Annotated in this window: 12 protein-coding genes; 5 read left to right on the forward strand and 7 right to left on the reverse strand. The window is 65.6% G+C overall.

Going from position 1 to position 15,922, the window contains the following annotated elements:
• Positions 1–3: 3 nt before the first annotated feature.
• A complete protein-coding gene (locus BTH42_RS28480; protein ID WP_075304525.1) occupies positions 4–915 on the reverse strand; it encodes a LysR substrate-binding domain-containing protein in 912 nt (303 codons plus the stop codon).
• A gap of 290 nt (positions 916–1,205) precedes the next feature.
• On the opposite strand from BTH42_RS28480, the gene BTH42_RS28485 reads away from it, so the two are divergent.
• From BTH42_RS28485 to BTH42_RS28495, 3 genes are all read left to right on the forward strand, one after another.
• On the forward strand, positions 1,206–2,516 hold the full coding sequence (locus tag BTH42_RS28485) for an MFS transporter (RefSeq protein WP_075304562.1): 1,311 nt from the start codon (positions 1,206–1,208) through the stop codon (positions 2,514–2,516).
• Positions 2,517–2,576: 60 nt separating this feature from the next.
• On the forward strand, positions 2,577–4,094 hold the full coding sequence (locus BTH42_RS28490) for an amidase family protein (protein ID WP_075304526.1): 1,518 nt from the start codon (positions 2,577–2,579) through the stop codon (positions 4,092–4,094).
• A 194-nt stretch (positions 4,095–4,288) separates the two neighbouring features.
• Positions 4,289–5,491 carry a porin gene (locus BTH42_RS28495; protein ID WP_075304527.1) on the forward strand — a complete coding sequence of 401 codons (1,203 nt, stop codon included), beginning with the start codon at positions 4,289–4,291 and terminating at the stop codon, positions 5,489–5,491.
• A 178-nt stretch (positions 5,492–5,669) separates the two neighbouring features.
• On the opposite strand, the gene BTH42_RS28500 is transcribed toward BTH42_RS28495, so the two are convergent.
• Positions 5,670–6,197, reverse strand: coding sequence for a GNAT family N-acetyltransferase (locus BTH42_RS28500; RefSeq protein WP_075304528.1), 528 nt, complete (start codon positions 6,195–6,197; stop codon positions 5,670–5,672).
• 122 nt (positions 6,198–6,319) lie between these two features.
• Positions 6,320–6,748: a YciI family protein gene (locus BTH42_RS28505; RefSeq protein WP_075304529.1), complete on the reverse strand. Its 429-nt coding sequence runs from the start codon at positions 6,746–6,748 to the stop codon at positions 6,320–6,322.
• Between the two features lie 235 nt (positions 6,749–6,983).
• Here BTH42_RS28505 and BTH42_RS28510 point away from each other — a divergent pair, with 235 nt between their 5' ends.
• Positions 6,984–7,508 (forward strand): PRC-barrel domain-containing protein, encoded by a 525-nt coding sequence (locus tag BTH42_RS28510; RefSeq protein ID WP_075304530.1) that lies wholly within the window; start codon positions 6,984–6,986, stop codon positions 7,506–7,508.
• A gap of 207 nt (positions 7,509–7,715) precedes the next feature.
• Positions 7,716–9,269 carry a methyl-accepting chemotaxis protein gene (locus BTH42_RS28515; protein ID WP_075304531.1) on the forward strand — a complete coding sequence of 518 codons (1,554 nt, stop codon included), beginning with the start codon at positions 7,716–7,718 and terminating at the stop codon, positions 9,267–9,269.
• A gap of 176 nt (positions 9,270–9,445) precedes the next feature.
• On the opposite strand, the gene BTH42_RS35660 is transcribed toward BTH42_RS28515, so the two are convergent.
• The 4 genes from BTH42_RS35660 to BTH42_RS28530 all read right to left on the reverse strand — a co-directional run bounded on the left by BTH42_RS35660 (position 9,446) and on the right by BTH42_RS28530 (position 15,797).
• On the reverse strand, positions 9,446–9,622 hold the full coding sequence (locus tag BTH42_RS35660) for a hypothetical protein (protein WP_178392255.1): 177 nt from the start codon (positions 9,620–9,622) through the stop codon (positions 9,446–9,448).
• Positions 9,623–10,005: 383 nt separating this feature from the next.
• Complete coding sequence (locus BTH42_RS28520; RefSeq protein ID WP_075304563.1) at positions 10,006–11,757, reverse strand: ShlB/FhaC/HecB family hemolysin secretion/activation protein; 1,752 nt, start codon at positions 11,755–11,757, stop codon at positions 10,006–10,008.
• A gap of 130 nt (positions 11,758–11,887) precedes the next feature.
• A complete protein-coding gene (locus BTH42_RS28525) occupies positions 11,888–14,149 on the reverse strand; it encodes a filamentous hemagglutinin N-terminal domain-containing protein (RefSeq protein ID WP_075304532.1) in 2,262 nt (753 codons plus the stop codon).
• A gap of 370 nt (positions 14,150–14,519) precedes the next feature.
• Entirely contained in the window at positions 14,520–15,797 is a 1,278-nt protein-coding gene (locus tag BTH42_RS28530) for an MFS transporter (RefSeq protein WP_075304533.1), read from the reverse strand.
• Between the last annotated feature and the right edge of the window lie 125 nt (positions 15,798–15,922).

The raw sequence follows: 15,922 nt of genomic DNA on the forward strand, positions 1-15,922 counted from the left end.
CCCTCACCCCCCTTCAAACGACGGCAACGCCGCCACCGCCTCCGCAAAACAATCGATCAGATAATCACAAGCCGCCGTATTCAAAGCATCGCGCCTTGACACGATCCCGACGGTGATCTGCGGCAAATTCTCCTCGACCGGAACCGCGACCACCCCCGCGTTGAACCAGGGCGATTCGAGAAAACTCTCCGGGCAGCACGACAGCAGATCGCTGTTCGCCGACATCGAAAAGCTGCCGCTGAACGAGCTGCACTCCATCACCACGCGCGGCGCGCCGGCGCCCATATCGACGAAATAATCCTGTAGCACGCGGCCCATGCTTTCCGGCGTCGTGTTCAACATCCATTCCGCGCCGCCGAGTTCGAAAATCGAGCGCGCGTTGGCGAGCGGATGCCCCTTGCGCGCGGAGATCATCAGCCGCGCTTCGAGCAGCGGCCGGAACTGGAATTCGTTCGACAGCTTGCTCTCGTCGAGCACCGCAATCGCGAAGTCGAGCGTGCCGTCGCGCACGCCGGCCATCGCCTGGGTGAGAAAGCCTTCCTGCACCGATAGCCGCGTCATCGTCATGCGCTTTCGGAACATCCGGATCGCGCGCGGCAGGTACTTCAGCGAAATCAGCGGCGTCACCGCGCACGACACCACACCGCCCTCCATCCCCGCGAGCCGGTAGACGTCCTCGCGCGCATGCTGCATCTCCGCGAGGATCAGCTTCGCGCGCGTATAGATCGCGCGGCCGAACGGCGTCAGTTGCGCGCCGCGCGCGCTGCGTGCGACCAGCGTCACGCCGAGGTCCTGTTCGAGTTCGCGGATCGCCTTGGTGAGGGCCGGTTGCGACAGACAGACGGTTTTCGCCGCGGCACGCAGGCTGCCGTGTTCGGCAATCGCGACGAGCGCGCGTAGCTGGTTGTGCTTCAAGTTTGAAAATCCGCGATGAATAACGAACGGATCCTGGGGGCAGCCCCCAGGCGCGAGAACGGGCCATGCTACCGCAGAGCCCCTGCCCGGACCATGCGGCATAGCCCGAACCTCCCGCCCATCCCTACACGCGCGATAACCATCTGTTATCACAATCAGAAAAAGCAAAGCGGTGACTTTATTTTGTCCTCCTAGACTCTTCCTGTCGTCACGAGCCGGTCATGCAGACCTCGCACTCGGACGCGAGCGCCGTACCGACGAACGATTCACTCAAAACAGGAATGCCGTTCATGAAGTCCACCTCCCTAGGTCCCTCCGCGCTTGCATCGGCGACACCCACGAGTTCCATCTCGACCCGCGGGCTGATCGTCGCGACCACGATCGGCAACGCGTTCGAGTTCTTCGATCTGACCGTCTACAGCTTCTTTGCGGTGCTGCTCGGCAAGCTGTTCTTTCCGCTCGCCAGCGCGCAACAGCAGTTGCTGCTGTCGGTGGGCACGTTCGGTGTCGGCTTCGTCGCGCGGCCGTTGGGCGGCATGATGTTCGGCGTGATCGCCGACCGCTTCGGGCGCGTCGCCGCGATGAACATGACGCTGCTCGCGATGGCGCTCGGCACCGGCATGATCGGCCTCACGCCGACCTATGCGCAGATCGGCATCGCCGCGCCGCTGCTGGTGCTCGCCGCGCGGATCCTGCAGGGCTTCTCGGCGGGCGGCGAAGTCGGCGTGGCGACCACGCTGCTCGCCGAGCGCGCGAGCGTCGGCCGGCGCGGTTTCATCACCAGCTGGCAGTTCGCGAGTCAGGGCGGCGCCGCGCTCGCCGGTTCGCTGGTGGGCTTTCTGCTGTCGCACTTTCTCGATACGGCCGCGCTCGAAAGCTGGGGCTGGCGCATCCCGTTTCTCGCCGGCGTGCTGATCGCGCCGCTCGGTCTGTACCTGCGCTCGCGCATCGGCGACGACGCGCCGCCGGCCGACGAGGCCAAGCAAGCCGGACACGGCGTGCTGCGCACGGTGCTGACGCGCGACCGCAAGCCACTGCTGTTCGCGCTGCTGCTGGTGATCGGCGGCACCTCGGCTCATTTCATCGTGCTGTACTACATGTCCACCTACGCGATCAAAGTGCTGCATCTGCCGATGGATACGGCGATGTGGTGCGGGATTCTGTCCGGCGCGGTGATGCTGGTGATGGCGCCGATCGGCGGCAGCTGGTCGGATCGCTTCGGCCGCAAGCGCGTGACCTTCATCTCGCGGGTGTTGCTCACGCTGCTGATCCTGCCGGGCTTTGTCGCGATCACGCATCAGCCGTCGATCGTCACGCTTTATCTGGTGGTCTGCGCTCTTGCGGCGTTGCACTCGATCAATGCCGGCGCGACCGGACCGCTGCTGCCCGAGCTGTTTCCGCGCGGCACCCGCGCGACCGGGCTGTCGCTGTCCTATGCGGCGGGCGTATCGATCTTCGGCGGTTTCGCGCAATTCATCGTGACCTGGCTGATAGGCGCGACCGGCGAGCCGACTTCGCCGGCCTGGTACGTGATCGTCTGCGGCGTGCTTTCGCTGGTGCCGCTCGCGTTCATCCGCGAACGATCCAACGAGGAAATCTGAACGACCGCCGCACCCGCGCCGCCGCTCTTCTTTCAATCTGTCCCGACGAAATAAACCGCCATGTACGACACGCCGAATACCGCTTCTTCCGCTACCGCTTCTTCCGCTACCGCTTCTTCCGCTACCGCTTCTTCCGCTACCGCTCATTGCGCCACCGGCATCGATTCGCTATGCGAACTGCCCGCGCTCGGTTTGCTCGACCTGCAGAGCAAGCGCGAAGTGAGCGCGCTCGAGATTCTCGATGCCCACCTTGCCCGCATCGCCGCGGTCAATCCGCAAGTCAACGCGCTCGTCACGCTCGGCGACAGCGAACAACTGCGCGCCCGCGCCCGGCAGATCGACACTCGCTGGGCGGCCGGCGAATGGCAAGGCGTATTACACGGGCTGCCGGTGTCGCAGAAAGACCTGACCGCGACGCGCGGGGTGCGCACCACCTACGGTTCGAAAGTGTTCGAGCATCACGTGCCTGAGCAGAGCGCGCTGATCGCGCGACGCTGCGATGCGGCGGGCGCGCTGATGATCGGCAAATCGAACACGCCCGAATTCGGCGCGGGCTCGCATACGTTCAACGACGTGTTCGGCGTCACCCGCAACCCGTGGGATCTGAGCAAATCGGCGGGCGGCAGCAGCGGCGGCGCGGGGGCCTCGCTCGCGGCCGGGATGAATCCGCTCGCATGCGGCAGCGACATGGGCGGTTCGCTGCGCAATCCGGCCGCGTGGAACGGCGTCGTCGGCCTGCGGCCGTCGCCGGGCCGGGTGCCGCGCGCGCCCGATCTGAACGGCTGGGCGACGCTCGGCGTCGACGGTCCGATGGCGCGCAACGTCGCCGACACCGCGCTGCTGCTCAGCGCGATCGCCGGCCCGAGCGGCGAAACCGCGACCGAACTCGGCGAGCCCGGCGCGACGTTCGCGCGGCCGCTGGCGCGCGATTTTCGTGGGGTGCGGGTCGCGTTCTCGGAGAGTCTCGCGGGGCTCGCGGTGGACCCGGAAATCCGCCGCACGGTGCACGCGCAGGCGGCGGTGTTCGAAGCCCTCGGCTGCGAAGTCGTGTTCGCCGACCCGGATCTCGCGGACGCCGAGGAAGTGTTCCGGATGGAGCGCGCGTGGATGGTCGGCACGCTGGTCCAACAGCTCGACGCCGACGCGCAGTCGTTGCTCAAGCCCGAGATCGAGGACGAATGCCGGCTGCACCGCTCGCTGAGCGCGGCCGATCTCGGCCAGATGTTCGTGCGCAAGACCGCGCTGTTCCAGCGGATGCGCGCGTTCATGAACGTGCATCCGTTCTACGTGCTGCCCGCCACGCAGATGCATCCGTTCGACGCGTCGCTGCGCTGGCCCGCGTCGTTCATGGGCGAGCAATACACGTCGTATATCGACTGGATGCGTATCTGCTGGTATCTGTCCGCGACCGAAGCGCCGGTGCTCGCGGTGCCGTGCGGCTTCAGCGCGACGGGTTTGCCGATCGGCCTGCAGATCGCCGGCCGTTATCGCGACGACTGGGGCGTGCTGCAACTGGGCCATGCGTACGAGCAGGCTAGCGCGCGCAGTTGGATCAGGCCGCCGCTGACCGGCGCATAACAGGGCCTATAGCGCTGAGCGGCGGGGTACAGCGGCAACGTACAGCGGCAACGTACAGCAACGCCCCCGTTCACGGCGCCCCCCTCCACTTCCGTTGTCCCCAGACGGCCTACTCCAGGCCGGCTGGTCTTTCGCGTGCCCGCTCCGCGCGGCGCGCGCCTGTTCGTGCAATCTCAATCCGAGCGTCAAACCATATGAAAAAATCGCTTCTCGCAGTTTGCGCGGCGGCCGCCGCACCCGCGTTCGCATACGCCCAAAGCTCCGTCACGCTGTACGGGATCGTCGATCAGGGCCTGAGCTATTTCAGCAACGCCGCGACCACCAACGCCAACGGCAGCGTGTCCGGCCACAGCGCCGTGCGTCTGCTGAGCGGCGTGATGCAGCAAAGCCGCTGGGGCTTGCGCGGTTCCGAGGATCTCGGCGGCGGTCTCAAGACGATCTTCGTGCTGGAAAACGGCTTCGATGCGAGCACCGGCAAGGCCGCGCAAGGCGGCCTGCTGTTCGGCAAGAAGGCGTTCGTCGGGATGTCGTCGCCGTACGGCACGCTCACGCTCGGCCGCCAGTACGACACCAACGTCGATATGCTCGGCACGATGGAAGGCGCGGGCCAATGGGGCGGCTATATGGCCGCGCATCCGGGCGACCTCGACAACATCAACAACACCAACTCGACCAACAACGCGATCAAGTACACCAGCAACACCTATGGCGGTTTCACGGTCGCGGGCATGTTCAGCCCGGGCGGCGTGGCCGGCAACTTCGCGCGCAACCGGATCTGGTCGCTGTCGGCGGGCTACGTGGGCGGCGCGCTGTCGCTTGCGGCCGGGTATCTCGACGTGCAAAACCCGAACACCGGGTTCTACGGCAATACCGGCAGCCCGGCCGCGGTCGTCAACGGCGTGCCGGGCAGCAATATGGTGTCGCCGGTTTATTCGGGCTATGCGTCGGCGCAGTCGCTGGCCGTTGCGGCCGCGGCCGCCGCGTGGACCATCGGGCCGGCCACTGCCGGCGTGGTCTACTCGAACACGCGCTTTCGCAATCTGGGGGATCTGTCGTCGGGGCCCAATCCGCACGGGTTGAGCGGGACCGCCGCGTTCAACAACGTCGAGGTCAATTTCCGCTACCAGTTCACGCCGCTGCTGCTGTGGGGCGTCGCGTACAACTACACGCGCGGCGCGTCGGTCGGCGGACACGATGGCGCGACCTATAACCAGATCGCGTCGGGCGTCGACTATCTGCTGTCCAAGCGCACCGACGTGTATCTGATCGGCGTCTATCAGCAGGCGTCGGGGACGGATTCGACCGGCAATGCGGCGGTGGCTGCGATTAACGGACCGTCCGCGTCGGCGAATAACAAGCAGGCGGTAGTCCGCGTCGGGATGCGGCACAAGTTCTGACGGAGGCGAGCGTGGTGCTTGCGGGCGCCGCGCTGTCTCGCAGTCTTGCTGCTAGCGGTCGGCCGTTCGGCGATCAGGGCGCGGCGCTCGGCGGTCAGCGAGCAGCGGGCCTAACCCGCCGGCGGTCTGGTTCCGAATAGGCGCGCGCCGGCACATCGAAGCTGGCGGCGCGCCGGGTTCAGCGGACGTTCGCCGCGTCCGGCGTCGGACGCGAATCGAGCGTCAGTTGCATGAACGCGAGATCGAGCCACTTGCCGAACTTCATGCCGACTTCGTTCATCCGGCCGACGTGCTTGAAGCCGAGCTTTTCGTGCAGCTGGATCGAGCCGGCGTTGTTCGCCTCGATGCCGGCGACCATCACGTGCTTGCCGATCGCGCGCGCCCGTTCGATCAGCGCCTGCATCAGCGCCCGGCCGATGCCCTTGCCGCGCGCGTTGCCATGCACATAAACCGAGTGCTCGACGGTGTGACGGTAGCCGTCGAACGCGCGCCAGTCGCCGAACGACGCGTAGCCGAGCGTCACGCCCTGTTCGTCGACCGCGACCAGCACCGGATAGCCGGCTTTCTGACGATCCGCGAGCCATGCCGAGCGGTTCGCGAGATCGACCACCTTGTCGTTCCAGATGGCCGTCGTGTTGGCCACCGCGTCGTTGTAAATCGCGGTGATACGTTCGAGATCGGGCACGCCCGCGTCGCGGATTTCCATGTTGAAGACTCCCCAGTCGGTCTACTATATTGCAGCGATGGTACACGATAATGGACGGGCTGGGTCAGCGGACGCAGGCACGATGAGGCCGCGCGCCCGCTTGCGGAGCATGACGACCGGGTTCAGCGCGTCTGCGCGTCGATCTGTTGCCGCAACTGCTTTTCCTGTTCCTGAAGTTCGGGCGTAAAAGCCTCGCCGAAATCCGCGGGTTCGAAGAACGGCCGGATTTCGATGTCCGAATCGCTGACCATCGGATTCGGGCAACGCTTGACCCATTCGATCGCTTCGTCCATCGACTGCACCTGCCACAGCCAGTACCCGGCGATCAATTCCTTGGTTTCGGCGAACGGGCCATCGATCACAGTGCGCTCCTTGCCCGAAAACCGCACCCGCACGCCGGCCGAACTCGGCTTCAGCCCGTCGCCGCCTTGCATGATTCCGGCCTTGACCAGTTCCTCGTTGTATTTACCCATCGCCGCGATGAGTTCCATGCTCGGCATCTGCCCGGCTTCGGATTCGGGGCTCGCCTTGACGATCACCATGACACGCATTCGGTTTCTCCTTGGACGTCGATAGGGTTTGGAGGCTCATGCGCCTTCCTTGACTACGACGAATGATCGGCGGAGCAATCGACACCCGCAAGCCGGGACGACGCTCATTGCCGCGCCTATCCGTTTCAGGCACATCTGATGCGTCGGTCCTGATGTCGCCGCCGCGCGTCCGGCCCGTTTATCGAGGCCCGCGCGCGTGGTTCATCGAGCGACGTTTCTACCAAGGAGGCCTGCCATGAATCAGCCCAATCAACCCATCAGCGAGACCGATGCGCAACTCGCGCGCACGACCGATGCACCGGCCGACGGTCCGGGCCCCGATGTGATGGCCGCGGCGACGCTCGCCGGCCATACCGTGCTGAGCGCGGATGGCGACGACGTCGGCAAGATCAAGGACATCATGCTGGACGTGCGCGGTGGCCGCGTCGCGTATGCGGTGCTGGCGAGCGGCGGGTTTCTCGGCATCGGCGGCAAGCTGCTGGCGATCCCGTGGCCGTCGCTGACGCTCGACACCGCGCGCGAATGCTTCGTGCTGTCGGCGTCGTCCGAGCAGGTCAGGCAGGCGCCGGGCTTCGACAAGGACCACTGGCCGGCGATGGCCGATCCGGACTGGGCCACCCACGTGCATGCGTACTATCGCGCGCGTCCTTACTGGACTCGCCGCGCGGAAGCGCCGCTCGACGAACGCGGCGATCTGCGCATCGGCGAGAGTGTCGGCGATGCGCCGGATTCGCCGGAGCGCGGCGATGTAAAGCTGTAACAACGGCGCTGACGATGGCGGTTGGGCGGCGCTCCGTCCAACCGCCCGCCCTGCGACAACCTGCCCTGCCTCGGCCATTGCGAAAAGCCTTCAGTTTTCTGAAAAGAGGCCGACAAATCATTTGCGTCGCGTACGCCCAGTATCCGGGCGCGGCCCGCCGTCGCCCCTTTCCTCCCCCCGCGAAGTCAAGAAAACCAGCTTAAAACCATGCAGTTCTCGAACCTGAAAATCGGTACCCGCCTCGCGGCGGGTTTTGTCGCGGTATTGCTTCTGGCCGGCCTGACCGTCGGCATCGGCATCGCGATGCTCGAACGCCTGAATAACCAGGCGTCGGTCGTCGAACAGTTACAGCTGCCGCGCCTGCTCAATGCGAATGCGGCGGATCACCAACTCGGCGCGATCGCGGTGGCGGTGCGCAACCTGCTGCTCAACGACGATCCAGCGGTCCAGCAGCGCTCGCTCGAAGCGATCGCGTCGGCTCGCAAAAGCCTGCAGGCCACCAACGAAGAGCTGTTCAAAACGCTCGCACGCCCCGCCGTGCGCGATGCGCTGCGCGAGCACAGCGCGAACTACGATCGCGTGATCCTGACGATCCTCGACAAGCAGGCGCAGGGGCTGCGCTCGCAAGCGATCGAAACGCTGAACCGGGATCTGCTGCCGATCTTCGTCGCGTATTCGGCGACCCTCGAGGACATCAAGCAGTACCAGGTCACGGGGACCAAAAAGGCCACGGCGGCGGTTTCGCAGATCGCCGAAACCAGTTGCCTGATTCTGGCGGGTCTCGGCGTCGCGGCGCTGGTCGTGAGCGCGGTGCTCGGCTGGATCATCACGCGCAGCATCACCCGGCCGCTCGCCGACGCGCTGCGGATCGCCACCACCGTCGCGCAGGGCGATCTGACGCAACGCATCGACGTGACCAGCACCGACGAAACCGGACGCCTGCTCGCGGCGCTCCGGGACATGAGCGACAGTCTCGGCAAGGTCGTGGTCGAAGTGCGCAAGGGTTCCGAGGCGGTCGCGACCGCCACCCGCGAGATCGCGACCGGCAATACCGATCTGAGCGCGCGCACCGAGCAACAGGCGGCGTCGCTGCAGGAAACCGCGTCGAGCATGGAGCAGTTGACGTCGACCGTGCGGCAGAACGCCGAAAACGCGAAACAGGGCAGCGTGTTCGCGAGCAATGCGTCGGAAGTCGCCACGCGGACCGGCGAAGTGGTCGGACGGGTCGTGCAGACGATGCACGACATCTCGGAGAGCTCCGGCAAGGTCGCGGAGATCATCGGCACCATCGAAGGGATTGCGTTTCAGACGAATATCCTCGCGCTGAACGCGTCGGTCGAGGCCGCGCGCGCCGGCGAACAGGGCAAGGGTTTCGCGGTGGTCGCGAGCGAAGTGCGCACGCTCGCGCAACGGACCGCGGCCGCGGCGAAGGAAATCAAGGAGCTGATCGACGAATCGGTCGGGCGTGTGAAGACCGGCCAGGATCAGGTCAACGAATCGGGCCGCACGATCGACGAAGTGGTGTCGGCGGTGCAACGTCTTACGGACCTGATGGGCGAGATTACCGCGGCGTCGGTCGAGCAGCACTCAGGCATAGAGCAGGTCAATCGCGCGGTCGTGCAGATGGATGAGGTCACGCAGCAGAACGCCGCGTTGGTCGAGCAGGCCGCCGCCGCTGCCGGTGCGCTGCAGGATCAGGCCGAGCAGCTGGTGCAGCGGGTCGGCGTGTTCAAGGTGACCGGCGCGGCAGCGCGGTTCTAAGCAGAGCGCAGAGCGGTTCGCGGGCGCCCGGCGTTGCATCGAAAAGGATGCAACGCAAGTCTCGCGAACGCCCGACACGCGACTTACCGCGCGGAACCTACCGCGCTAATCGGGTGCTAACCGTGCGCGGTAGCCGCCTTTGTTTTTTGCGTCGCGTCAGAAAGCTTGCGCGGTCGTCAGTTGTAGCCGAGGATCGCCGCGGTCGCGACGTCGGATCGGTCATACGGATTGCCGGCCAGCAGCACGGTCGGCTCGTGCATCAGCAATTGATAGGACGGCGTATAAACTCCGCTGACTCCATCCGTGTCCGCTTCGTGGAATTCCTGCGGGTGACTGTTTTCGGGGTGGTTCATCATCGTCTCCTACTGAAGGGCCTATGTTTTCAGATGGATCGCCGAAGCGCATCCGTCCATTTGGACCCGATACATCCATCAAGCAAGCTTGATGCCGGTGTTGCGCCGCCATCGCTGCGGGGAAACGCCAGGGTCGCCTTTACCGCCTCCCCTCCCTCCGCGCGTTGAAGCCCGTGAGCGTATAACGCATGCGACACGGTTCGCGTGGCCGGATTTCTATAAATATTACATCGCAGTGTGAGGCTTGAATCGGCGCGAGGCGAAGTTGCGCACGGTGTTGCTTCGGCGTCACAGTCTGCACCACGATTTTGCGGCGCAGCACGTTCTGCTGCGCTTTCCGGCGACGGTCGGTCGGCGTCGAACTAACACATCGGTGCCGCGTTTCAGGTCCCAATCGACAGATAAACGAGTACTGTCGGCGACTTCGAACCGCCGGGCGTCGGCGCGCGCAACGGCGCGCCATAGGTGCAACGCAAATCGACATGGCGCGACCAGCGAAAGCGCAGTCCGGCGCCGACGCCGGCAAGCAGTCCCGGATTGTTCTCGGCCGGCTGGTCGATCCGGTTCCACACGCGCCCCGCATCGAAAAAGACGAACGGTTGCACGACGGCATCGCTCGCGCCGAACGAGATCGCCGGCGCACGCAACTCGGTTTGCAAGTTCCAGCCGCGATCGCCGAGCACGACGTACGGGTCGTAGCCGCGCACGCTCGATTCGCCGCCGAGCCCCATTTCTTCGCTCGGCAACAAGGTATTGGGCGTCCACTGAAACATCCCGTTCGCCATCAGCGTGAAACCGGCGCCCACCGCGAAACCGCCCGCCCCGCTCAATTGCAGGTACGTATAACGGGCCGTCGCGCCCTGGCGGGCGGCGTTGAACGCGGCATCGCGATTGTCGCGATCGAACGCGCCGGGACTCGCGACGAGCGTCGCCGACGCATGCGCGGTCCCCGTTTCGGTCGGCTTGCTGATGTCGTACACGAGCAGAAACTGATGAATATGGGTGTTCGAGTTGAACACCTGAAAGCCGCCGAATTCGAGGTCGTTGTTGCTGCGCTTGTAGTCGTAGCCGAATTGCAGCAACTGGGTCGTGTTGGTGATGGTCGGCAGACGCAGGTCGTAGCGGAAACTGAGCTGCGCGGAGATACCGGTTTGTCCATACGCGTCGGGCAGCCGCGGCGCGCTTTGCGCGTACACGCCGAATAGTTCGATGCTGTCGAGCCACGGCAGCGGCGCGGTGTAGCTCAGCGCATGCGCGGTAAAACGCGTGCGATTGCTGCGGCCCGGGATATCCGGATTGCCGCTGAACAGGTCGTCGCTGGCCGTGAATTGATAGGCGATCTGCTGATCGAGACCGAACAGGTTGCCGTAGCCGAGGCCCGCAAAAAAGCGGTTGCGGCCGAGGTCCGGCACGCCCGCATTGTCGTAGCCGATGTTCGCGCGCAGTGGCAGGCGGTCTTCGGTTTGCAGCAGCACGTCGGTGGTGTTCGGTGCGTCGCCGGGTGCGAAGACCGCGTCGACGCGCCGGTACGGATTCGCATTGAGCACCGCGAGGCCCAACGAAACGTCCGACTGCGGGATCGGTGCGCCGGCCGCGAGCGGCATCTCGCGTTCGAGCAGCGCGCTCGAAAAATAGCGGTTGCCGCTCGCGCGAACCTGGCCGAGTTTGAATTCGGCGACATCGATCCGCACCACGCCCGCGCTGACGTCCTGCTCGGGCACATAGACATCGACGAGCGGTTGCCCTGCCGCGCGGTAATGCTCGACCACCGCGCGGCGGATCTCGGCGAGGCGCCCGAAACTCAGCGGTTTATCGAGGTCGGTCGCGAACTGCTGGAAGAACGCGGGATCGAGTACCGGCAGGTCGTTCGCGACGATACGTTGCTGCGGTGTCGGCGCTGCCGCGGTCGCTGCCGATGTGCCCGCGGCTTCGAACACGAGTCCCGCGAGCCGTTCGACGGCGATCCGCTCAGCGTCGGCGGGCGCCTGCGACGACGGTTGCGCCGGCCCGCCGCGCGGTGTCTGCGGCGCGGGTTGCGGGGCGACGTCGCGCCATGCCTGGGCCGCGGCGGGCGCACCGTGCAGCAGCGCCGCGACGCACGGCAGGATGAGCAGCCAATGGAAATGGCTAGTCACGCGCGCGCCGCGCTTGGGGCGCGACTGCGTCGTTGCATGTGCGTGGTGCCGCCTGTTATGCAAGCTGAGCCCGCCGTTGCCGTGTTGATCGCGTTGATCGTGCTGAGCGGGACTCGCGGGTCTGACGCGTCTATTCACCCGCCGCCTGCCGCAACACCGGATGCGTCGCGCCGGCCGGCATCAGCCACGCGCCGTTCGGCCCGAAGTCGTAACCGGCGAAGCTCGCCTGATCGCTCATCTGCGCGGTGGTCAAACCGTTGGCGGGTGGCAGGTCTTTGCTGCCGCTCACGGGCTGGCCGGTCGTTTCGGTGTTCCAGTACACGTCGGGCGCGACGCTGCCCGCGCCGAACGCGATCACGCCGTGGGTCGGCATGCTGCGCGTTTGCACCGCGCCGGTCGCGAACGACTGGCCGATCGTGCCGTCGTTGATGCCGACGAGGCCGCCGCCGAAGCCGGTCGAGAAGACCGGGCTGACCGCCCCCGTCGCGTACGACTGCGAGATCGAACCGCGGTTATAGCCGACCAGTCCGCCATTCGCGCTGGAGCCGGAGACCGTCGCGCTGCTCCACGAGCGCTCGATCGTGCCATCGTTCTCGCCAACGAGGCCACCGAAGGTCGTGCCGTCCTGGTAAATCTCGCCCGCGCGTCCGCTCGTATGCGCATTGGCGATCACGCCCTGGTTCACGCCGGCGAGAATGCCGCTGCCTTGAGAGCTTTCCCGCACCGAGCCGTTTTCGACACCGACATCGCGCAGCACGCCGCCCTGACCGACTACGCCGAACAGACCCGACGAGTAGTCCTGATGAAAATCGGCGATCTGGAAAGTGGCGTTGGACAGTGTGTGCCACATGCCGTCGAACTGGCCGGTAAACGGTGTGGTGTGATTGCCGATCGGTATGAACGTGTGACCCATTGCGTCGATGTCGGTCCCGAGCGCGTAATTGCCGGCGAGGTCCTGGCGGATGTTCTCGAGGTCGTTCACGTTGTTCACCAGCTTGTACGCGGTGAATTGCGTGAGCTGGCCGCTCGCGGCGGCCGGCGTCCAGTTTGGATTGGCGCTCAGCGTGCCGCCGCTATAGGTGCCGTTCATGTCGTACAGCGCGTTGACGATGCCGGTGCTGCGCGACCAGTCGAGCGTGCCCTGGTTCGCGATCGAGCCGGCGTTGTCGACGCTCGCGGCGTCCGCGCGCAACGTCAGATTGCCGCTGCCCTGATTCGCGATCGTCGCGTTCTGGCCGACCGTCAGCGAGCGATAGGCGGCGAGCGTGAGCGACGCACCGCCCTGCCAGTCGATACTCGACGCGACGTTGAGGTCGCCGCTGTTGCTGTTGAGCCCGGTGGTCCGCACGTTCACCGACGTGCCCGCGTTCAGCCCCTGCATCAGCGCGCTCGCGGTCGCATCGTCGATGGTCAGGCCCGGTGTGGCGAGGTTCCATTGACGCGCGTCGATGGTCGTGCCGTGCGTGGGAAACGAGAACGTCGCCGCGCTCATGTCGACGGTGCCGCCCGGCGCGGCGATCACGCCGCCTGCCTGCAGATGACCTTGATCGGCGACCAGCCAGACGTGACCGTCGCGGGTTGCGGTGCCGGTCGCGCGCAGCGCTTCGTGCTTGCCGGCCAGCGCGTAGATATTGCCGTCGACGCTTTGCAGGCTGATCTGCGCGGCCTCGATCGTGCCGCGGTTGGTGAGCGTGCCGCCGTCGCCCGCCTGCACGAATACCTGTTTGCCCGATGACGAGTCCTGCAGCAGAACCTGTTTGCCGACCGCGAGTTCGGCGGTGCCGTTGGGCGCGCTGATCGTGCCGCGGTTCTCGACCGCCTGGCCGGCGATCAGAAACACATCGCCGCCGCTCGACGCGATCTTGCCGAGATTGACGACGCTTGCGGTCGAATTGCCGGCGAGCGCCAACGGCTGACCGTTCATGAAAGCGGTTGGGTCCGCGTCGAGTGTGGACGCAACGAAGCGGCCATTGGTGGTGATCACGCCGTTGCGGCCGATCACGATCCCCTGCGGGTTGATCAGATACACGCTGCCGGTCGCGGTCAGCGTGCCGAGAATCGCCGACGGCGAGCCGCCGGTCACGCGATTGAGCGTCGCGCCGTTGCCGTTCGCGAACTCGACGCGGTTCTTGTTGCCGATCGAAAAGCTGTCCCAGTTGACGACCGCGTTGCCGCCAGGTTGATTGATGGTCAGCGTCGAGCCGTTGCCGGCGATCGTGCCGCTGCCTGCCACGAAATGTCCGCCGCTGGGTAATTGACCTGCCGGACCTGCCGCTTGCGCATACGACGGCGCGAAACAGGCACACACGACTGCGGCAACCGGCAACGCAACGAGCGCGTTGCGTCGAGTGCCGAACCATTGCGGATGCGATACCAGCCAGACGTTTTTCATCACGGTCCCTGTTATTGGCTATCGGTATCGGCGGCGGTCAAACGTGCGTGGATACCGGTGGGTGGTCGTCGGTTTTACCGATGGTGGATCATCGATGGCACGCGGAAACGCTTGCGGTCACGCTGTCATTTTGCAGAGCGAATGATGGGACGAATAGCGCCGCGAGACGTGGCGACCTCAACGTTTTCGGCCTAAATCTCCACGGATTGGGATCGGCTCTGGAGAAACCCTTAGGTCCGATGCGGTGATGGATCCGCGTCAGCGCGCGATAGCGCGGCGAGGACGCGAACACGAATCAAAGGCGTTCAGCGCGCTCAGGTATATCGACTTTGTCGTTCGTTGTATTGGGAATACCTGAGGAAATGTTCTTTTACCGGGCTACGTCGGCGGCCACCCTCGCCACCTTCATCCGCCAGTTCGCGAACGCGCCGAGCGCCAGCAGCAGACTGGTGCCGAGAAACACCGCGCGCATCCCGACATGTCCGCCGACAAAACCGCCCAACAGCGGCCCGGCCACCTGCCCCGCGTATTGCGACGAAATCGAGTAACCGAGGATCGCGCCCGCCACGCTCGCCGGCACGTTATGGCGGATCACGCTCGCGATGCACGGCAGCAGCCCGCCCAGCGCGATACCCATCAGAAAGCGCAGCGCGATCAACTGCCAGCTCGCGGTGACGAACGCTTGCGGGATCAGCAGCACCGCCGACACCGCGAGACAGCCGATGATCACGTTCCAGTGCCCGACGCGGTCGGCCAGCTTGCCGAGCCGCGACGACGAGATCACGCTGCCGAGCGCGGCGCCCGACATCACGAAGCCCGCGATCATCGTCACGTTTTGCGGTTTGGTAAGTTGTGCGACGTAGACGGTGATGATCGGTTCGATCGACATGTTCGCGAGCATCAGCAGCAAACCGGTCGCGAGCATCGCGATGGCGGGCGCCTTGTCGTGCACCTGCGCCCACGCGCCCTGCTTCGACGCCTGGGCGCCGCGCTTGCGGACCGGGGTTTCGCGGATCAGAAACAGCGTCGCGAGAAACGCGACGAAGATCGCCGCGCCCGCCGCCCAGAAGGTCTCGCGAATGCCGATCAGCGGCGGCAGAAACCCTCCCACCAGCGGGCCGACCAGATTGCCCGCCATGATCCCCGACGACAGCACGCCGAGCGCCCAGCCCGAGCGCTCTTTCGGCGTCTGCGTCGCGACGAGGATCATCGAGCCGGACGCATAGCCGCCGAGCAATCCCGCCAGCAACCGCAGCGCGACCAGTTGCCAGGCCGAGTGCGCCATGCCGATCAGCGACATCGCGACCGCCATCCCGAGGCTCGAACGGATCAGCATCAGCTTGCGCCCGTACTGGTCCGCGAGCCTGCCCCACAGCGGCGCGACCAGCGCGGCGCTGAAAAAGGTCGCGCCGAACGCCGCGCCCGACCACTGCACGATCGCCGCGTGATCCTTCACGCCGAGCTGCTCGACGTACAGCGGCAGGAACGGCAGCAGCAGCGTCATCGCGACGATGGTGGTGAACGAGCCGAACACGCACACGCAGAGATTGCGCTGCCAGTGCGCGGTGGCTTCGTCGTCGGCCGGTGGGGCGACCCGCGCCTGCGGCGGCACCGGTTCAACCGATGGGGTATCGAGCTTGCGATTCATCTTCGAGATCTTCTGTGCGGGGACGAATGTCCGTTCGAGCTATCCGACGCATCGTAGCGGCTCGCGGCGCGCTCAGGCAGTCAAGCGGTCATCCCGGTATCGCCAGTACCTGCCGCGATTTTTCG

This window comes from Burkholderia sp. SRS-W-2-2016 (assembly GCF_001931485.1).
Taxonomy (GTDB): domain Bacteria; phylum Pseudomonadota; class Gammaproteobacteria; order Burkholderiales; family Burkholderiaceae; genus Paraburkholderia.